Consider the following 18,645-nt stretch of genomic DNA (forward strand, 5'->3'; position numbering starts at 1 on the left):
TCAGGGAATCAGCCGGTAGTCGCGCAGGCGCTGCAACTGCTCGAGCACGCTCTGGTGGCTGTCGATGCAACCCTGGAAACCCGCCTGGCGAATCTTGATGGTGCTTTGCACCATGTCGTAGCCGGCGTTGAGCCAGCCATCGACGAAGGGCCACGCGGCGATCTGCTCCCAGGGTGTCTGGCGCAGGCCGTGTTCTTCGACAATGCGTGCCCACAGCGGCGCCTTGTCGGCCATCTGCACGCCCAGGTTCATCGGTTGTGGCATGGCGCTGTCCAGGCCGAAGAACCCGGCGATCTGCGGCCACAGTTGCTGCCAGCGAAAGTGATCGCCGTTGGTGACATTGAACACCTGCTGGCGGGCGGCCGCAGAGGTCAACGCCCAGAGCACCGCCTGGGCCAGCACCCCGGAGTCGGTGGCCTGGTGCAGGGCCGACCAGGCGCCCAGGCTGCCGGGAAAGCGCAGTGGTAGCTGCAGGGCTTGGCTGATGGCGGCAAAGCTGGCGATGCCGGTGAGGATGTTCATCGGTGAGTTGAGGCTAGGGCCCATGACGCCATCCGGGCGCAGCACGGTCCAGGCGAAACCTTCACGTTCGGCCTCGCGCCAGAGCAAGTCTTCCTGATCGTTGTAGAAGATCGGGCCCATGAAGCGCGGGTCGCTTTCCTTGGCCGGGGTCTTGTAGGGCCCCAGGTGCTCGCCGTAGGACTTGCCGCCGCCGATCAGCACCACCTGTTGCACCCGGGCACCGGCCTGGCGCAGGGCCTGGAGGCTGTGATCAAGCATCGCCAGGTTGGGCGCCACCGTGGCCGCCATGGTCTCGCGCTCGTTGTAGGCGCAGAACACCAGGTCGGTGACGCTGGCGAGGTCGGCGAAGGCCTGCCGGGTCGCCGCGGCATCCAACAGGTCGACACTGATGTGCGCCGGGGCCGGCCTGCCGTCGAACAGGGTGGTCGGTGGCTGGCGCCGGGCAGCGGTGGTCAGCTGCCAGCCCGAGGTCTGGGTCATCAGGTCGACCACGGCGGTACCGACCACGCCATAGCCGCCGATGACCAGCAGGTGGCGTTCAGGGGAAAGAGAAAGGCTCATGGGGAGTACCTCGAAATGAAGGAACGCCAGCATAGAGACGTGAACCTGAGTGAAATAGACTGCCTGCCGGCACAGCATTTGTGAGTTGAATTCATATGGCGGGCAGTGAAATCAATCGGTTCGCGGAAATGGAAACCTTCGTTCAGGTGATCGAATGCGGTGGCCTGTCGGCCGCCGCGCGGCAGCGACAGGTGACCCCGTCCTCGGTGAGCAAGCTCTTGGCCAGGCTCGAAGCGCGCTTGGGTGTGCGGCTGCTCAATCGCTCCACTCGGCAGTTGCAGCTGACTCCCGAGGGCCGGGGGTTTTACGAGAACAGCGTGCGCCTGCTGGCGGACCTGCGTGAGGTGGAAGGCGAGGCCAGCAGTGGCCGCTCGCCCGTTGGCCGGGTACGGGTCAACACCAGTGCGTCCTTCGGCCTGCATGTGCTGGCGCCTTTGCTGGCGGACTTCCTCGAACTGTACCCGGCGGTGTCCCTGGACCTGGTCCACAGCGATGCGCTGGTGGATCTGCTGGAGCAGCAGATCGATGTGGCGATCCGCGCCGGCCCCCTGACGGACTCGCAACTGGTGGCCCGCAAGCTGGGGCAAACCCGCGGCATCATTGTCGCCTCTCCGGCTTATCTGGCCCGCTGCGGCACGCCCCAGGTGCCAGGCGATCTGGCTCGGCATCACCTGCTCGGCTTCGACTATGCCCGGGCCTTGCCGGGATGGCGCCTGGGGGCTGAGGGCCAGGGTTCGGTGGTGCAGCCCAACGGGCGGGTTCAGGCCAGTGATGGTGAAGCCTTGCGCCACCTGGCGCTGCACGGCGTCGGGCTGGCGCAACTGGCGGCCTTCACCATTGCCGATGATCTGACGGCGGGGCGCCTGGTACCGGTACTCGAGTCGTTCAATCAGGCACCGGTGGAAAGTTTCTACGCGCTCTATGTGGGCCAGGGCGGCCACCTGCCGTCCCGGGTACGGGTGTTTATCGATTTTCTGGTGCAGCGGGTGCCGCTGTCGTTTTCTCTCGGGGACCACTGGTCAGCATTGCCGCCGGATGCTTGAATCAGCTCCCGCCCTCTCTTTCAAGGACCGAACATGGATGACGTTTTTCAGCGTCTGGTGAGCCTGTTGGACAGCCACCAGGCGAGCTACCGGGTGATCCTGCACCCGGCCGAAGGGCAGTCGGCGCGGGTGGCCGAGATTCGCGGCACCGAGCCGGGGCAGGGGGCCAAGGCCATGCTCTGTAGCCTCAAGGGCGCGGATGAGGTGTATGGGCTGGTGATTCTCTCCGGGGATCAGCGACTGGACATGAAAAAGGTCGGCGCGGCCCTGGGGGGCAAGAAGGCGCAACTGGTGCCTGCAGACCTGGCCAGGGAGCTCACGGGCTGTGTCATCGGTGCCATCCCGCCCTTGAGTTTCGATCAGCGCATCACCCTGATCGTCGACCCGCAACTGCCCTCGCGCTACGCCGAGATCGCCTTTAATGCCGGGCGCCTGGATGCCTCCATGGTGCTCGATACCCAGGACTACCTGCGGATTGCCCGGCCCCTGGTGCTGAGCGTGACCCAGGAGCCGCAAGCCCAAGGCGTGCCGTCCGATTCGGGCCCGGCTACCAGCTGACCTGGCCCAGGGCGTCGGCGAAGGCAGTGAGCTTAGGCGAGCACTGGCGCGACGGCGGATAGACCAGGGACAGCTCCCGGCAGCGCCCGTCATGGGCCTGCAGTACCGGCTGCAGGCGGCCGTCGTCGAGGGCGTCGCGCACGGCAAACTCCATCAACTGGGCAATGCCGTAGCCGCCCAGCACCGCGTCCACCAGGGCGTCGCCAATGTCGAAGATCAAGCGGCCCTGGACCGCCAGGTCCAGGGGCTTGCCCTGGTCCATGAACTGCCACTCCACCAGCCGGCCGCTGCGCAGGTTGCGCACCGCCAGGCAGTTGTGCCGCTGCAGGTCCGTCAGCCGCTGCGGTGTGCCATGGCGCTGCAGGTAGGCCGGCGCCGCCACCGTGACCCAGCGCAGCGGCGCCAGGGTACGGGCGATCAGGCGCTGGTCCTGGATCACTCCGGTGCGCACCACGGCATCGAAGCCTTCGTCGATGATGTCCACCACCCGGTCGGTCATCACCGCCTCGATGCTCAGCTCGGGGTACTGGCCCATCAGTTGGCCTATCACCGGCATCACCACCTTGCGCCCGAACAGCGACGGCGTACTGATCTTCAACACTCCGCGAGGGGAATCTCGGCGATCGAGCAGCAGGTTCTCGGTGTGGGCCAGTTCGGCCAGCAAGGGCCCGGCCCGTTCCACCAGCACCTGGCCGTCCGGGGTCAGGCTGACGCTGCGGGTATTGCGCTGCAGCAGGCGCACGCCCAACTGCTGTTCAAGCCGGGAAATGGCCCGGGACAGGCCGGACTGGGTCAACCCCAGGTCCCCAGCCGCGCGGGTGAAACTGCGGGTTTCGGCCACCCTGACCAGCAGGCGAACGGCGTTCAGATCCATGATTAAAGTCATTACTGAAAGAGACAGTGGCGTGTTTATCATTTAAAGCGCATCGATGAAACTGGCCGCCAGTTATTTCCTACAAGGATTTTCGCGATGTCCGCGTCCCTCTCCGCCAAGCCTTCAGGCTGGATGCTGCTCCTGCTGGCCACTGCCCAACTGATCATCGCCCTGGACGCCACTATCGTGTTTGTCGCCCTGCCGGAAATCGGCACCCGCCTGGGCTTCTCTGCCCAGCAACTGCAATGGGTGGTCAGTGCCTACAGTGTCGCCTTTGGTGGCTTCCTGCTGCTGGGTGGGCGCGCGGCAGACCTGTTGGGCAAGCGGCGTTTCTACATTGTCGGCCAGGCGCTGTACGCCCTGGCCTCCCTGGCCGGCGGGCTGGGCGGCAGCGCCTTGCTGCTGGTGCTGGCCCGGGCGGTGCAAGGCGTCGGCGGGGCGATGCTGTTCCCGGCGACCCTGGCCCTGATCAACACCTATTACGCCGAAGGCCCGGCACGTAATCGTGCCTTCGCCGTGTGGAGCGCGGCCTCGGCGGCGGGGTTGGCCCTGGGGGCCTTGCTGGGTGGCGTGCTGACCCAGTACTGGGGCTGGGAAGCGGTGTTCCTGGTCAACGTGCCGCTGGCCGGTGCCTGTGCGCTGTTGGCCCGACGCTGGATTCCCGCCGACCCGGCGCGCCAGCGTGGGCGCCCGTTCGATCTGCGTGGTGCGTTGACCGTGACCTTGGGCGGCACCCTGCTGGTGTTCTCGATCGTCCAGGGCCCTGAATGGGGCTGGAGTGCACCGGCGACCCTGGGTTGCCTGGGGGGGGCCCTGGGGTTGCTCGGGCTGTTTGTCCTGCTTGAGCAATGCAGCCGCGATCCGCTGATGCCGCTGCGCCTGCTGGGTTATCCACAGCTGCGCATGGCCATGCTGATTACCGCGCTGTTCATGAGCAGCTTCGGCGTGCAGTACTACTTTCTCAGCCTGTACTTCCAGCAGGTCTACCAGTTCAGCGTATTGCAGAGCGGCCTGGCGTTCCTGCCCTCGACCCTGCTCTGTACCCTGGGCATCTGGGTGGCGGAACGGGCGCTGTTGCGCTTCGGCCTGCGGGCGACCCTGGTCAGCGGCCTGCTGGCCGGCGCCGTGGGCATTGGCATGATGTACCTGGCCCTGCCCGGTAGCAGCGGGTTTGTCGGCCTGCTGCCGGGAATCGTGATCATGAGCATCGGCCAGGGCATGACCTGGACCTCGATGTGGGTCTCGGCCGGGCAGGGCATCGCGGCTTCCGAGCAAGGGGTGGCGGCGGGCGTGGCTTCCACCAGTCAGCAGATCGGCGGGGCCCTGGGCCTGGCGCTGCTGGTGTCCCTGGCCAATACCCTGAGCCCCACCGGCAACCAAGCCTATGGCATCGAGATCGCCACCGCCGCCAGTGCCCTGCTGGCCTTGCTCGGGGCCCTGCTGGCGCTGCGCCTGCCTCGGGCTTCGGCGGCCTTGCCGGCCTGTTCCGCAGCCCAGGGTTGAGGTGCCTAGCCGTGGGCTTGCGGCAGGTGGCGGCGCACCGCCCACAGCACCCCGGCCAGCAACAGCAGCGCGGCGCAGCCCTGCAGCAGGCTGGGCAGGTGCTGCAGGCTGATGAACCCGTAGAGCAGGGCGAACAGGGTCTCGAACACGATCAACTGACCGCTCAGGGTCAGTGGCAAGCGCCGGGTCGAGGCGTTCCACATGCGATTGCCGAACCAGGAGCCCAGCACCGCGCTGCACAGGCTCAGGCCCCAGAACAATATCCAGCGCTGATCGCTGGCCTCGGCCTGGGTGCCCGGCAGGGCTAGGCCGGCAGCCAGCAGCCAGACCACGGCACTGATCAGGCCGGTGCTGATGCCCCACAGGGTCGACCACTGGGCGCTGTTGAAGCGGCTGCGCTTGAGGTAGCGGGCGTTGTCGGTGGCAAACCAGGTCCAGCACAGCAAGGCGCCAAAGGCGCAGAGCAGGCCCAGGGCGCGCTGGCCGAGTTCACTCGAGCCACTCGGGGCCGTGAGCAGGGTGTCCAGGTTGATGCAGCAGATACCGATGAACACCAGCAGCAGGGGCCAGCGCAGGTGGCGCAACGGCACGGCGTCGGCATCGCCGCGTCCGGCCAGGGTGATGGTCAGCGGCAACAGGCCGACGATCAGTGCGGTACTGGCCACGCCGGCCCACTGGATGGCGCTGGCCAGGAGCATGAAATAGATCAGGTTGCCGGTCAGGGACAGCTTCAGCAGCAGCGCCGCATCGCCCCAGCTCAGGCGCTGCAGCAGCTCCCGGGACTGGGGCGCAGCCAGGAGCAGGGAGAATGCACCGTACAGGCTGAAGCGGGCGCAACTGAGCATCAGCGGGCTGAACTCCGGCAACAGGCTGGGCACCACAATGGCCAGGCCCCAGACCGCACCGGCCAGGGCCGCATAAGCAACTCCGCGTTTCATCCACACACTCGCAGCCATTCATCAAGGTGCGCAGGCTAGCCATTGCTGACCGAGTGGACAAAGGATATATAGGCACCTACCTATTCTTCTGGGGAATGCCTGATGAGTCGTTACGCGCGCCACCTGCCACCACTGGAAACCCTGGTGACCTTCGAAGCAGTGGGGCGCAACGCCAGCTTCACCCGGGCCGCTACCGAGCTGTGCCTGACCCAGAGCGCGGTCAGCAAGCAGATCCGCGCCCTGGAACTGTCGCTCAAGACCGAGCTGTTCGAGCGCCAGGCCCGGGGGGTCAAACTCACCCCCAGCGGTGCCTCGTTGTTCGCCGAGGTCAGCACCCAGCTCGAGGCCTTGCTGCGCAGTGTCAGCCGCCTGCGGGCCGGACGTGATGCCAAGACCATCACCGTGCAATGCACCCATGCGGTGGCGCAGTTCTGGCTGTTTCCGCGGCTGCTGGCATTCAACAAGCAGCATCCGGACATCACCGTGAGCATCCATGCCAACAACGACATGGACGAGTCCAGCGTGGCCGAGCATGACTTCGGCATTCTCTATGGCGCCGGGCAGTGGTCATCCCTGGCGGTGGTGCCAGTGTTCGCCGAGATCGTCTACCCCATCGCCAGCCGGCACCTGGAACTGCCACGGGTCGATGACTTCGGGCAATTGAGCGAGCTGCCCCTGATCCAGCTGGATGCCTCGGGATGGAACTGCATTGACTGGCGGGACTGGTTCCGGCATTTCGGCCTGGAATACAGCGCGCCGCCTGGGGCACTGGGGTTCAACCAGTTGACCCTGACCTACAGCGCCGTGCAGCAGGGCATGGGGGTGGGGCTGGGGTGGGATTTCATGGCCAGCGAAGGGGTGGCCCAGGGCGAGTTGCAGCGGGTTGGCGAATGGGCGTTCCACACCGGTCAGGCGGATTTCCTGGTGCACCTGCGGCACCGACGCCTGTCTGCCAGTGGCCAGCTGTTCCGCGATTGGCTGGTGGCTCGCTGTGCTGAAGAAACCCCGGGCCGCTGAAGAGCATCCCGGGGGTGTGGGTCAGCGGTTGGCACGGGGCACGCTGAAGCGGAACTCGCTGCCTGTGCCCAGCTCACTGAAGGCCTCGATCGTGCCGCCATGGGCCTCGACGATGCCGCGGCTGATGTACAGGCCCAGGCCGGTGCCGTTGGGGTTGCCTTCCTTGAGAGTCCAGTAGCGATCGAAAATATGCGGCAGTTGGTCTTCGGCTATGCCTTCGCCGGAGTCGCGCACGCTGAACACGATCTGCTCGCCATCGGAGCTCGCTACTATGCTGACCTGGCCCTGTTTGGGGGTGAACTTGATGGCATTGCCTACCAGGTTCGACAGCACCTGGAACAGGCGCTCGGGGTCGGCATCGATCATCAGGTCCGGCTCGGCGTCGAAGCGGATGTCGATGGACTTGTCCAGGGCCAGGGGCGCCAGCAGTGAGTAGGCCTCTTCGAAGATCTGGCTGACGTCGAGCAACTGCGGAGTGATCTGGTAGCGCCCGGCCTCGATCTTCGAGGTGTCCAGCAGGTCTTCGAGCAGGGTGTTCATGCGGCTGGCGGCCTGTTGCATGGTGTCGATGGCCGAGGCAATCCGCCGCGAAGTGTGGGGGCCATCGGAACTGAAGGCTTTCTGCATCATGCCGCAGAGCATGGAGATCACGGTCATGGGGTTGCGCAGGTCGTGGGACACCACCGCCACCAGTTCGTCCCGTGCATGCACCGCCTGCTGTTCGCGCAGTACCTGGCGTGCCAGGTCGCGCTCCAGGGCCGAGCGGCGCAGGTCGTTGGCGGCAAAGCGCTCGCCATGGCTCCACTTGGCGGAGATTCCGGCCATTTCCACCTTCCAGATCTCGAACGAGGTCCGCGGCCGCAGGCGCAGGCCGGCCTCGGAGTTTTCCAGGTCCAGGGGTTTTTGCGGGTTGCCGCTCCAGTTGATGCTCTCCTTCACTTCCGGGCGGAACCACAGCACACCGTTATCCACAGGCTTGGGCAGGCTCATGGCCAGGACACCGCTGGCCACCTGTTGATAACTCGCGGCCGGTGGATAGACGCTGGCCAGTTGGTGGCTGGCGAACACCGGCTGCCCGCTCGCTTGCAGCCAGTGGTGCAGGGCGCGGATGTCATCGGCGGGCGGGCAGTGGCCGAAGCAGTGCAACTGCTTGTCTTCGATAATGGCCACGCCACCGGCCTGGGTCAGTTCGAGCAATTGTCGGGGCACCTGCGCCAGGGTCTCGAAGACGCTGCCCGGTGCGGCGTCCATGGCCTGGTTGAGCTCGGCCAGGGCGCTGATCTTTTCCTCTCGCTGGCGGCTGATGTCCAGGGCCTCCATGGCGCTGATCTGCAGCGACAGCACCTGGCCCAGGGTCTGGCAGGCCATGCGCAGTTCATGGGGCACCAGCAGTGGCTGGCGGTTGCCGCAACTGATCAGGCCCCAGAGCTGGTCGTCCTTGAGCAGGGAAATGCTCATGGATGACAGCACGCCCATGTTCTTCATGTACTGGCAGTGGATCGGCGACACGCTGCGCAGGGTGGCGAAGCTCAGGTCCAGGGCCTGTCCGGTGTCCGGGCGCAGGGTCGGCAGCAGCGGCACCGGCTGGTAGTCGGCGTTGGGGATGATCCGCAGCCAGTTGCTGCGGTACAGCTCGCGGGCCTGTTGGGGAATGTCCGAGGCGGGGAAGAACAGGCCGTTGAACACCTCCATGCTCGGGCGGGTGGCTTCGGCGATCACCTGGCCATGGCCTTCCTCTTCGAAGCGGTAGATCAGCACCCGGTCATAGCCGGTCATGGCCTGGATCTCGGTCACGCTGATGGCGTACAGCTCGTGCAGGGTCCTGGCCGCTTGCAGGCGTCGCAGCAGGCGCCCGAGGTTCGCGCTCGGCTGGGCGTGCAGGGGCTCGGGCTGGATTTCCAGTTCCAGCACCAGTACGCCTTGATGACGGTGCAGCAAACCCTCGAACTGCGTGCCATTGAGTGACAGCTGCAAGGGTGGGGCGTCGAACAGCCGGTCCAACTGCAGCACTTCGCGAATGCGCCGGCCCTGGGCATCCCCCAGCAGGAACTCGAGCGGCTGGCCGAGGACCTGCTCGGCGACCCGGCCCAACAGGACCTCGACGTTGGCACTGATCTGCTGGATGCACAGCGAAGGCTCGGACAGGGTCAGCAGCACGCCATGGGGCTGGATCGCCCCGGGGGAGCGGATAGGCTCATTGGCGCAATTGGCCAGCAGCTGTTCGAAGTCTTGGGAATCCGATGGGGTCATAGCAGCACCTCGCGGCTATCGAGCCAGTGCTCGAAACAGGCAAATGTGGATTGCGCGGCGCTGACTACCTGTTGTCGCGCGCTCGCATCCTCGGGCATGCGCCCCAGGTAGTCGAGAAAGTCCTTCCAGCGCCGGCCGGTGGCGGCGCCGTAGACATCCAGGAAGGCGCCGCCGTTGTTCGCGTCGAGGTCCAGGCGCCGGGCCATTTCACGGCGCAGGATCTGCCCGCCCAGGGTCGCGCCTTCCAGCACGTAGAGGGTCCCCAGGCAGGCGCCGGCGCTGTCCAGCGCCGGCAGTTGCGGGCAAAGGGGCAGGGTGCGGATGCTGGCGGCATTGAGCCCCAGGGCCTGCAGGTCGCCGCTCAGGGCCGGAGTCTTGAAGCGCTGGGGCGGATCGTAGCCCGGAGGAATCAGGCCGCAGCCCAGCAGGGCCGCCTCCAGGGGCTGATAGAAGCCGTAATAGGCCTGGATCAGCCGTCGGTAGTAGGCGGCATCGAAGTGTTCGGAGAAGAACGGCAGGCGTTTTTCCAGGGCCACGTGCAAGGTCGCGGTGCCGGTACGCAGTTCCTGGAGCAGGCTGGGAGCTGGGCAGTCTTGGTGCGGAGTGGGCATTCAGGGATCAAGGGTCGCAACGGTTAATGGACGCGCTTCGGGCGTCTTCAAAGGCTGGGACTGGCTGCAGTCCCTGCAATAGAGCCATCGCACAGAAAAATCAGGGCGCTACTCTACCCCTGCTTTTTCGCTTGGCGCAGGGTTTTGACAGACCGCCGGTCGGCCAAGCGTAGTCGATCCATGGTTTTTCGCCGTGCCTGACAGGCTCGTTGAGGCAGAAACTCCCTTTCCGCCTCGCAGCTTCAAGGCCGAGGATCAGATCCAGACATCGTTCTGGGCGGTGCGTTCGCCTCCCTGGTCGCCGGTATTGAGTACGCCCTTGGGCTCGATCAGCAGCAGCTTGACCTCCTGTTCGGCCCAGGGCTTGTGCTCGACGCCCTTGGGCATCACGAACATCTCGCCGCTGGCGATGGACACCCGGCCGTCGCGAAAATCGATGTGCAGCAGGCCATCGAGGACGATGAAGGTTTCATCGGTATCGGCGTGGGCGTGCCAGACGAATTCGCCCTGCAGCCTGGAGATCTTGAACTGGTAATCGTTCATTTCGGCGATCACCTTGGGCGTCCAGTGCTCGCTGAACAGGCTGAGCTTGTGGGCGAAATTGATGCTCTGGAACGTGCGTTGGGCGGTAGCGGCGGTGGGGTTCTGCATGGTGCGGTCCACATCAGTGATGAAAGAGCACTGAGGGTAAACAGCCGCGGCGCCGGGTTCTTGAACGATTGTGCGTGGTTCAGCGGTGGAGCATTTTCAGCCAGCGCGCCGGCGGCAGGCCGTAGGCCTGGCGAAACTGCCGGGTCATGTGGCTCTGGTCGGCAAACCCGGCCATCAGCGCTGCGTTGGCCAGGGGCTGGCCCTGCACCAGCAGCGCCCGAACCAGGTCCAGGCGGCGCATGCTCAGGTAGCGATAGGGACTGGTGCCGAACAGCAGGCGAAAATCCCGCGACAGGCTCCAGCGGTCCCGTTCACTGTGGGCCGCCAGTTCGTCCAGGGTGAGGGTCCGGTCCAGGGCGCCGTGGATGTACTCCCGGGCACGTTCGGCGGCTACGTAATCGTAGCGCTGCCGAGGCCGGACCACCCCGCAGGCAGCGTTCAGGGCGTGAGCCAGGTCGAACAGAGCGTCTTCCTGTTCCAGCGGGTCCAGGGGGCTGTCGACACTGCGCAGCAGGGTCTGGGTAGCGGCGAACAGCCGCGGGTCATTGGACAGGCCGCCGGTGATGAAGGGCAGGGGCTGGCCGCCGAGGATCTGCTGGATCAGCGCCGGCTCGACATACAGCATGCGGTAGTGGAAGCCCTGCTGGGTGCCAGCCTCGCCATCGTGGGCTTCGTCGGGGTGCAGGACCATGGTCCCGCCCGGCAGGCTGTGGCGCCAGCCGCCGCGGTACTGGAAGCTCTGCACGCCCTGCAAGGTGTGGCCGATGGCGTAGGTGTCATGGCGGTGCATGTCATAGCCGTGGCCGGCGAAAAACGCCTCGATGCGTTCCAGGCCCCGGGCGGCTGGTGCGCGGTGAACCCAGTCGGTGACAGCTGGGGGTTTGGCCATGGAACGGTCCTGATGGATGAAACCAAGGGCCGTACGTTAACTCAGGGGCGCGCTGGCTGTCTTGCCCCTCGGTTCTACGCCGTAGCGGCTCTGCCGGAAGAAGGGCGGCTTGCAGGAGGGGGCCGGCGCTGCACGACGGCTTGCTGCCTGAGCCGGGTTGCGAGGCCAATCGGCGGTTGCCTGGGCAGGCGCGAGTGGAGTAGCGTCGTTCCCCCGGACCCTCTTCATGGCCATCTGTTCCCATGTACGCCTCACACCTGGTTTACCTCGCCCCGTTGTTGTCGCTGGCCCTGCTCTGGAGCGTGGCGGTGATCACCCCCGGGCCGAACTTTTTCACCACTGCACAACTGGCGGCGGGTTGTTCGCGGCGCCATGGCCTGTTCGCCGCCCTGGGGGTGGCCAGCGGCACCGTGCTCTGGGGGCTGGCGGGAGGCTTGGGCATCAAATCGCTGTTCAGCGCGGCGCCGACGCTGTTCGTGTTGTTCAAGGTTGCCGGTGGCTGTTACCTGATCTACCTGGGGCTCAAGCAGTTCAAGTGCAAACTGGCCCTGGAGACCCCGACCACCGATGGCGCGAGCCATGCTGCGCGCAGCCTGTTCTCGGCCTACCGGCTGGGCTTTCTCGGCAACATGACCAACCCCAAGTCGGCGCTGTTCGTGGCCACCATTTTTGCCACTTCGATGCCGGCCTCCCCGCCACCTCTGCTACTGGGGCTGGCGGTGCTGACCATGGCCGGCCTGTCGCTGTCCTGGTACTGCTGCGTGGCGCTGTTTTTCGCCAGCAGCCGGGTGGCCGGGTTCTATGCCCGGGCCCGGCGCTGGCTGGACCGTCTGGCCGGTGGTTGCTATGTGCTGTTCGGCGGGCATCTGCTGGCCAATCGCTGAACGGCCGGTGCCTTACGCCGGCCAGTATCCGCCCCCCAACAAGGACGACCCGTCCCCGTATCAGGAGACTGAACATGGCTGTTGTTTTTCGCCCGGTGGCAGAGGCGGACATTCCGCGGATCTGCAGTTTCGTGGGCAATCCCCAGGAGTTGTATTTCTTCTTTCCCGCTGCCACCTGGCCACTGACCCACGAGCAGTTGCGCGACTCCATCGCCCAGCGCAGCGACTCGACGGTGATCGAGCGTGACGGGCAGGTAGTGGGCTTTGCCAACTTCTATCGCTGGGAGCAGGGTGGCACCTGCACCATCGGCAACGTCATCGTCGATCCCCAGGTGCGCGGCGTGGGCCTGGGGGCGCAGTTGATCGGGCAGATGATCTACCTCGCCCGCAGCAAGCATCAGGCCAGCGATGTCACCCTGTCCTGCTTCAACAGCAATGTGGCGGGGTTGCTGTTCTATCCGAAGCTGGGGTTCGTGCCGTTCGCCATCGAGGAGCGCCAGGACAAGCAGCAGGAGCGGGTGGCGCTGATCCACCTGCGCTACAGCCCGAAGTGACGCCTGCGGGCCACGCCTAACCAGAGACCATTTTTTTCAACGGAAACCAGTCATGAGCAAGTTGCGGGTCGGGATTATTTTTGGTGGCCGTTCGGCCGAACACGAAGTGTCGCTGCAGTCGGCGCGCAATATCGTCGATGCCCTGGATCGCATGCGTTTCGAGCCGGTGCTGATCGGTATCGACAAACAGGGGCACTGGCACCTCAACGACACCTCGAACTTCCTGATCAACCAGGAAAACCCGGCGCTGATCGCCCTCAACCAGTCCAACCGCGAGCTGGCGGTGGTGCCGGGCAAGGCCAGCCAGCAACTGGTGGAAACCTCCAGCCAGGAACTGCTCGGGCACGTCGATGTGATCTTCCCCATCGTCCACGGCACCCTCGGCGAGGATGGCTGCCTGCAAGGCTTGCTGCGCATGGCTGACCTGCCGTTCGTGGGCTCGGATGTGCTGGGCTCGGCGGTGTGCATGGACAAGGACATCAGCAAGCGCCTGCTGCGCGATGCCGGGCTGGCGGTGACCCCTTTCATCACGCTGACCCGGGCCACGGCGTCGCGTACGAGCTTTGCCCAGGCGGTGGAAAAACTCGGCCTGCCGCTGTTCATCAAGCCGGCCAACCAGGGCTCGTCGGTGGGGGTGAGCAAGGTCGACAACGAGGCTCAATACCGGACCGCCGTGGCCCTGGCCCTGGACTATGACCACAAGGTGCTGGTGGAGTCGGCCATCAGCGGTCGGGAAATCGAATGTGCGGTGTTGGGCAACGACCAGCCGATTGCCAGCGGTTGTGGCGAAATCGTGGTCGGCAACGGCTTCTATTCCTACGACAGCAAGTACATCGATGACCAGGCGGCGCAGGTGGTGGTGCCGGCGGACATCAGCGATGAACACCGCGAGCGGATCCGTACCCTGGCCGTCGAGGCGTTCCAGGTGCTGGGTTGCTCCGGGCTGGCCCGGGTCGATGTGTTCCTGACCGCGGACGGTGAAGTTCTGATCAACGAAATCAACTCGCTGCCGGGGTTCACCCGGATCAGCATGTACCCCAAACTCTGGCAGGCTGCCGGCATGACTTACAGCGAGCTGGTCAGCCGCCTGATCGAGCTGGCGCTGGAGCGCCATGCCGAACGGCAGGCTTTGAAAATCAACCGCTGAAGCCGATCAGCATGGTTAAGGATGTGACGAATGAGTGCGGCAACAGACGCAACGGTTTATCTGTTTTCCTACGGCACCCTGCAGGACAAGGCGGTGCAGATCGCCAACTTTGGCCGCGAGTTGAGTGGCAGCGCCGACGCCATGCTCGGCTACGACCAGCACTGGGTCGAGATCACCGATCCCCAGGTGCTGGCCGCCAGTGGCAAGACCCATCACCCGATCCTGCGCCCGGGCCGTCCCGACAGCGCACCGATTGCCGGGACGGTGTTTCGCATCACCCCTGAAGAACTGGCCGCTGCCGACAGCTATGAAGTCTCGGACTACCAGCGGGTCAGCGTGAAGCTGGCCTCCGGTATCCAGGCCTGGGTCTACGTCAGCGCCTGAGTCTGCGGCTCACTCCGGCGGCAGCATCACCCCGATGCACGCCAGGGCCAGCAGCACCGCCCCGAGCACGATGAACACATAGTTCAGCGGTGTGAAACGGGCGTTGCTGCGGCCTTCGGGATCTCCCGCGGCGGCATTCAGGCCGCGCTGGCCGAGCCAGGTGATCCACGCCATTACCGGCAGCAGCGCCAGGCTGGCAATGTCGGTCACCGGGTAGCCGATGTTCTTGCGCGACAGGGCGTCCACCACGTTGTTGATGATCACCCCCACCACAAACAGGGTTGCCAGTTCACCGGGCCGCCAGTCATGGCTGCGGCCGTCGCGCTTGAGCGTTGCATCGGCTTCGCGGTACAGCGCATGAGTGAAGAAGATCGCGAAGAAGGCCCGGGCCACCGGCCACAGTTCCTGGCCGCTGGCGTGCCTGAACTGGTGCCAGTTCTTGTAGGCCCAGTACACCTGGTAGATGCCGAAGGTGAGGATGTACAGGGTCAGGAACTTGGCCCTGGACACCACGTAGAACGGCTGTTGTGCTGTCTCGGGCGAGGGGGCGACCAGATCCGCCTGGGGCGGGGCATAGAGGTTGTCAGACACGGGCACTCCTTGGGTTGGGTCTGAAGGGGAGGAGGCAACGTTAGCTCAGGTTGTTGGCCAAGAACCAGCATGGTCGCGGTGGCCGACCGGAACCGGGTTCAGGCCCGGGGCGGATCCGCCGGCCGAATGTAGTGAATATCCCATTCACTTTCACCCACCTGAACAAAACCCAGGCGTCGATAAAAACGATTCGAGTCACTCCCGCGCAACGCATCCAGGTGGATGGGTAGTTGCTCGTTGGCGGAGCGTTCCAAAAGCGGCTCCAGGGCCTTGGCGCCGAGGCCCCGCCCTTGGAATTGCGGTAGGACGTACAGGTGCTGCAGGCGCAGATGATCGCCGTGTGATTGGCTCTGGATAAAGCCCGCGGGATGCCCGTCACTGAGGATGAAGTGGCAGCGTTCGGCCGCGAAGCTTGCGGCAAAACGCTCCCGGGCCCGCTGCGGATCGAAGCGCCCCAGGCGCTCAAGGCTTTCGCGCATGGCCGCGATGCGCATCTGGACCAGGGTTTCCAGGTCGCTCAGGGAGGTTGGGAGTAGTGCACTCTCGAGGCTCATGTGCGGCCGATCCACGAATACTGGAAGGCCTTGGCTTCACCCCGGTGCCCGCGTCGACGATAGCTGGCCAGGGCCGGGGTCGAGCAGTAGGTGCACAGCTCGCTGATTTCGATCTGTTGATCATTGATGCCAGCGGCGTGCAGCAAGTGCACGGCATAGCGGCTTAGGTCGAACCACAGGGAATCGGCCTGGGTCGGTTGCGGTGGCGGAATCTGCGGCGGTAGCAGCGGGGCCGGTTGCTTACGGCTCCAGGGTGCCTGTGCGGCCGGCCACTGCGGGTCTTGAGTGGCGGACAGGGTGTCGATGAAGTCGGCGCTGACTTCATAGCAGCAGGGCTTGATCGACGGGCCGATGGCCACCCGCAATTGCCGTGGGGTGATGCCCTTGCTGGCGAAGTGTTGCAGCACATTGGCGATGATCCCGCCATGCAGGCCTTTCCAGCCGCCGTGCACCGCCGCGACCCAGGAACCGTCGTCGCTGCTGATCAGCAACGGCAGGCAGTCGGCGGTGACCACCGCGATGGGCCGGCTGGAATGGGTGAGGACCGCATCGCCGCGAATGATCCCGCTGGGCAGGGTGGTACTGGCGTGCACCACCTCGCCACTGTGGACCTGCGAGCAGAAGAACAGGTTGGCCGGCAGGGCAGCGCCAAGGGTCAAAAACTCATGACGGATGCCGGGTATCTGGTTCAACACACCTGCCTGGAAACTCATCGGGCCTTCGCTCGGTAACCTGGGAATGGCTGCAGAGCATAGCGGTATCCGAGGCACTTTTGCTGACAGGCCGCGCTGCAAAGGCAGCGCCAGACCAGCGGTTGCCTGCGGGGCAGCCCGCCTTGCGGATATTTCAGGCCTTGAGCGGGATGTACAGTTCCACCACGCTGTCCGGGTGCATGGGCCCCAGGAAACGCTCGCCGGTGTATTCGAATTCCACCGCTTCGATCGGCATCAGCCCGGCCGCAGGCAGCCATTCGCTGTAGGCGGCGCGATAGGTTTCCGGCAGGGTGGCCACGGTGCCGTGATGCTCGACCCGGGCGTAGTGGCGGGCGGGGATGTCGAGCTCGATCATTCCGGGCACCAGGGGCGCGTCGTCGGCTACTGGCAAGCCGGCCACATAGCGCCACTGGCCGTCTTCCAGGGGCTGGCAGATGCCGTAGGTGCCCACCGGCTCGGCCAGGCGCTGGATTTCCTGTTCTCGGGGTTCGAAGCGTTGCCAGAGCTCGGCGATGGAGCCCGGGTCATCCTGCTGCCAGGCCATGCCGATGAGCCGTTGCCGGGCCAGGAACACCTTCTGCGGTGTCTGCGCGGCAGGAATCTGGCGCTGTGGCTGGGCCAGGTAGCGTTGCAGGTGGCCCAGCACTTTCTGGCTGCGGGCAATCTCACTTTCCAGCTGCCGGGCATGCTCCTGCAGCGACTGCTGCATGTGCAGCACGCTGTCCAGGCCGCCCTGGTCCGCGAGTTGGCGGATGTCTTCCAGGGACATGCCCAACTGCCGCAGCCAGACGATGCGACCCAGGGGCACGATCTGTTCCGGGCTGTAGTAGCGGTAGCCGTTGTCCCGGCCGGTGAGGGCCGGGGTGAACAGGCTGATGCTGTCGTAATGGCGCAGGGTTTTGGTGGTGAGGCTGTGGCAGCGGGCCATTTGTCCGATGGTGAGCATGGAACGTCCTTGGTGTGGTTGGGCTGTGGGGCATGCTGAGCCTTTACCCAAGGGCAAGCTCAAGCCCGGCAGCACGGCTCAGGACGATTTGATCGGCTTGATCAGGCTTTCGGCCGGGATGCCGAACAGTTGGTGCAGTTTCCAGATCATCGGCAGGGTCAGCGCGCGCTTGCCGTTGAGCACCTCGTAGACGCGGTTGGTGCGGCCGATGGCGGGCGCCAGGTCGGCGGCGGACAAGCCGGACTGTTCCATGCGGAACTTGATCGCCTCAATCGGGTTGGGCAGGTCCAGGGGAAACTGCCTGGCCTCGTACGCCTCGATCAGGGTGATCATCACGTCGAAGTAATCGCCTTCAGGCGTCCCGGGCTGCGGTTCGTTGTCGAACAGGGGCGAGACGCTTTTCAGCGCGGCGCGGTAGTCCTGGTCGGTGTGGATAGGGCGGATGTTCATGTGGGTTACTCCATGTCTACGCTGTCGGCATCAATGGCGTCGTACTCTTGGTGAGTGCCCACGAACTTGATGTACAGCGCACCAAAGCGGTAGGCCACGGCAACGATCAGTCGATACTCGTTGCCCTTGATGTTGAAGACCACCCTGCGGCTTTTGAGAATGCTCGCGTTGCGATACTGGTCCTTGATCTGCGCAGGGTTGGACCACTCGGCATTCCTTGCTTCATCGATCCAAGCCAGTAAAGGCTGCTCTGCATCCGGGTACTTCTCCCAGAAGGCCTTCAACTGACTGACTGCAATAATTCTCATGGCGCGATCCTAGTCCCGTCATGGGACTTAAACAAGTCACCAAGTGCATCAGGCGATGTACGGGCAGATCGCTGGATCTGCCCGCGCAGGCGACGTCGGCTCGGTGACGATCAGGTCATGCAGAGAGCGTGGCGTGCACGCCGTCCATCAGTGCCTTGCCCCTCTCCGCCAGGTAGTGTGCCGCCCAAGCATAGCGGTCGCACCGCGGCTCCATGGCCGCCTCCAGGGTGAATTGCTTTGCCAGATGCAACAGCGCCGAGGCGTGTTCCAGGGCGTCGTTGATCGGCACGTCGGCATTCACCCGAAACAGCGGATACGAGTGTTCGCCGCAGTGGGAAAAGCGGATTTCACCGAGGGTGGTCAGGGGCGATTGAGTGGTCATCGGGCACCTCCGGTTTTTTGGGACGGGAAGTGTGGGGGAAACAGATTGCAGAAGCAGTTCATGGTCACGACTCCTTGATTCGAAGGACCGTCACCGTCTGCCGCCAAGCAGATCAGGGTGGCGGATTGCGCAGGATTGGCGGACCGGGAATCAAGGAACCGGCGAACCCGAAGGTTCTCCCACGCAACCCGCCATAACGCAGGTATGCGGGCGCAAAAAAAGCGCCTGCATGATTGGTGGGGGCGCTGTTGCGCCTCGATTCTATCAGGCCGCCAAGCCTGTTCGCTGATTTCGCAGCGACGGTCGAACCATAGG

Annotated in this window: 22 protein-coding genes; 8 read left to right on the top strand and 14 right to left on the bottom strand. The window is 64.9% G+C overall.

Annotation, left to right across the window (positions count from 1 at the left end):
• On the bottom strand, nt 1-1,083 hold the full coding sequence (locus U873_RS0130120; RefSeq protein ID WP_025131787.1) for an SDR family oxidoreductase: 1,083 nt from the start codon (nt 1,081-1,083) through the stop codon (nt 1-3).
• A 95-nt stretch (nt 1,084-1,178) separates the two neighbouring features.
• Here U873_RS0130120 and U873_RS0130125 point away from each other — a divergent pair, with 95 nt between their 5' ends.
• Together U873_RS0130125 and U873_RS0130130 are read left to right on the top strand one after the other, a co-directional pair.
• Nucleotides 1,179-2,126, top strand: coding sequence for a LysR family transcriptional regulator (locus U873_RS0130125; RefSeq protein WP_025131788.1), 948 nt, complete (start codon nt 1,179-1,181; stop codon nt 2,124-2,126).
• A 33-nt stretch (nt 2,127-2,159) separates the two neighbouring features.
• The gene (locus tag U873_RS0130130; RefSeq protein WP_025131789.1) at nt 2,160-2,684 is read left to right on the top strand and encodes a YbaK/prolyl-tRNA synthetase associated domain-containing protein; all 525 of its coding nucleotides are present in this window, start codon (nt 2,160-2,162) and stop codon (nt 2,682-2,684) included.
• Here U873_RS0130130 and U873_RS0130135 read toward each other — a convergent pair.
• Nucleotides 2,674-3,558, bottom strand: coding sequence for a LysR family transcriptional regulator (locus tag U873_RS0130135; protein ID WP_025131790.1), 885 nt, complete (start codon nt 3,556-3,558; stop codon nt 2,674-2,676). The two genes, U873_RS0130130 and U873_RS0130135, sit on opposite strands and share 11 nt — an antisense overlap.
• Before the next feature lie 96 nt (nt 3,559-3,654).
• On the opposite strand from U873_RS0130135, the gene U873_RS0130140 reads away from it, so the two are divergent.
• Nucleotides 3,655-5,061 carry an MFS transporter gene (locus U873_RS0130140; RefSeq protein ID WP_025131791.1) on the top strand — a complete coding sequence of 469 codons (1,407 nt, stop codon included), beginning with the start codon at nt 3,655-3,657 and terminating at the stop codon, nt 5,059-5,061.
• A 5-nt stretch (nt 5,062-5,066) separates the two neighbouring features.
• On the opposite strand, the gene U873_RS0130145 is transcribed toward U873_RS0130140, so the two are convergent.
• Nucleotides 5,067-5,999, bottom strand: coding sequence for a DMT family transporter (locus U873_RS0130145; RefSeq protein ID WP_025131792.1), 933 nt, complete (start codon nt 5,997-5,999; stop codon nt 5,067-5,069).
• 102 nt (nt 6,000-6,101) lie between these two features.
• Here U873_RS0130145 and U873_RS0130150 point away from each other — a divergent pair, with 102 nt between their 5' ends.
• Entirely contained in the window at nt 6,102-7,016 is a 915-nt protein-coding gene (locus tag U873_RS0130150) for a LysR substrate-binding domain-containing protein (RefSeq protein WP_025131793.1), read from the top strand.
• Nucleotides 7,017-7,037: 21 nt separating this feature from the next.
• On the opposite strand, the gene U873_RS0130155 is transcribed toward U873_RS0130150, so the two are convergent.
• The 4 genes from U873_RS0130155 to U873_RS0130170 form a co-directional block, all read right to left on the bottom strand.
• On the bottom strand, nt 7,038-9,266 hold the full coding sequence (locus U873_RS0130155) for an ATP-binding protein (protein WP_025131794.1): 2,229 nt from the start codon (nt 9,264-9,266) through the stop codon (nt 7,038-7,040).
• Nucleotides 9,263-9,877 (bottom strand): biliverdin-producing heme oxygenase, encoded by a 615-nt coding sequence (locus U873_RS0130160; RefSeq protein ID WP_025131795.1) that lies wholly within the window; start codon nt 9,875-9,877, stop codon nt 9,263-9,265. The genes U873_RS0130155 and U873_RS0130160 overlap by 4 nt, the downstream gene beginning before the upstream one ends.
• A 255-nt stretch (nt 9,878-10,132) precedes the next feature.
• Nucleotides 10,133-10,528 (bottom strand): cupin domain-containing protein, encoded by a 396-nt coding sequence (locus U873_RS0130165; protein ID WP_025131796.1) that lies wholly within the window; start codon nt 10,526-10,528, stop codon nt 10,133-10,135.
• 79 nt (nt 10,529-10,607) lie between these two features.
• Nucleotides 10,608-11,417, bottom strand: a complete 810-nt coding sequence (locus U873_RS0130170; protein WP_025131797.1) for an AraC family transcriptional regulator — start codon at nt 11,415-11,417, stop codon at nt 10,608-10,610.
• Between the two features lie 242 nt (nt 11,418-11,659).
• Here U873_RS0130170 and U873_RS0130175 point away from each other — a divergent pair, with 242 nt between their 5' ends.
• From U873_RS0130175 to U873_RS0130190, 4 genes are all read left to right on the top strand, one after another.
• On the top strand, nt 11,660-12,301 hold the full coding sequence (locus U873_RS0130175; protein ID WP_025131798.1) for a LysE family translocator: 642 nt from the start codon (nt 11,660-11,662) through the stop codon (nt 12,299-12,301).
• Between the two features lie 74 nt (nt 12,302-12,375).
• Nucleotides 12,376-12,855, top strand: a complete 480-nt coding sequence (locus U873_RS0130180; protein WP_025131799.1) for a GNAT family N-acetyltransferase — start codon at nt 12,376-12,378, stop codon at nt 12,853-12,855.
• 52 nt (nt 12,856-12,907) lie between these two features.
• Entirely contained in the window at nt 12,908-14,002 is a 1,095-nt protein-coding gene (gene ddlA, locus U873_RS0130185; RefSeq protein ID WP_025131800.1) for a D-alanine--D-alanine ligase, read from the top strand.
• A gap of 30 nt (nt 14,003-14,032) precedes the next feature.
• Nucleotides 14,033-14,386 (top strand): gamma-glutamylcyclotransferase family protein, encoded by a 354-nt coding sequence (locus U873_RS0130190; RefSeq protein WP_025131801.1) that lies wholly within the window; start codon nt 14,033-14,035, stop codon nt 14,384-14,386.
• A 9-nt stretch (nt 14,387-14,395) separates the two neighbouring features.
• Here U873_RS0130190 and U873_RS0130195 read toward each other — a convergent pair whose 3' ends face one another.
• The 7 genes from U873_RS0130195 to U873_RS0130225 form a co-directional block, all read right to left on the bottom strand.
• The gene (locus tag U873_RS0130195; protein ID WP_025131802.1) at nt 14,396-14,977 is read right to left on the bottom strand and encodes a membrane protein; all 582 of its coding nucleotides are present in this window, start codon (nt 14,975-14,977) and stop codon (nt 14,396-14,398) included.
• Nucleotides 14,978-15,075: 98 nt separating this feature from the next.
• Nucleotides 15,076-15,531 carry a GNAT family N-acetyltransferase gene (locus tag U873_RS0130200; protein WP_025131803.1) on the bottom strand — a complete coding sequence of 152 codons (456 nt, stop codon included), beginning with the start codon at nt 15,529-15,531 and terminating at the stop codon, nt 15,076-15,078.
• Nucleotides 15,528-16,244 carry a polyphenol oxidase family protein gene (locus U873_RS0130205; RefSeq protein WP_025131804.1) on the bottom strand — a complete coding sequence of 239 codons (717 nt, stop codon included), beginning with the start codon at nt 16,242-16,244 and terminating at the stop codon, nt 15,528-15,530. Before U873_RS0130205 ends, U873_RS0130200 begins: the two co-directional genes overlap by 4 nt.
• A gap of 133 nt (nt 16,245-16,377) precedes the next feature.
• Nucleotides 16,378-17,190, bottom strand: coding sequence for a MerR family transcriptional regulator (locus U873_RS0130210; protein WP_025131805.1), 813 nt, complete (start codon nt 17,188-17,190; stop codon nt 16,378-16,380).
• 78 nt (nt 17,191-17,268) lie between these two features.
• Nucleotides 17,269-17,640, bottom strand: coding sequence for a type II toxin-antitoxin system HigA family antitoxin (locus U873_RS0130215; RefSeq protein ID WP_015637007.1), 372 nt, complete (start codon nt 17,638-17,640; stop codon nt 17,269-17,271).
• A gap of 5 nt (nt 17,641-17,645) precedes the next feature.
• Nucleotides 17,646-17,948, bottom strand: coding sequence for a type II toxin-antitoxin system HigB family toxin (locus U873_RS0130220; protein WP_025131806.1), 303 nt, complete (start codon nt 17,946-17,948; stop codon nt 17,646-17,648).
• A gap of 115 nt (nt 17,949-18,063) precedes the next feature.
• The gene (locus U873_RS0130225; RefSeq protein ID WP_025131807.1) at nt 18,064-18,330 is read right to left on the bottom strand and encodes a DUF3077 domain-containing protein; all 267 of its coding nucleotides are present in this window, start codon (nt 18,328-18,330) and stop codon (nt 18,064-18,066) included.
• Nucleotides 18,331-18,645: the final 315 nt, after the last annotated feature.

This window comes from Pseudomonas sp. PH1b (assembly GCF_000633395.1).
In the GTDB taxonomy this organism is placed as follows: domain Bacteria; phylum Pseudomonadota; class Gammaproteobacteria; order Pseudomonadales; family Pseudomonadaceae; genus Aquipseudomonas.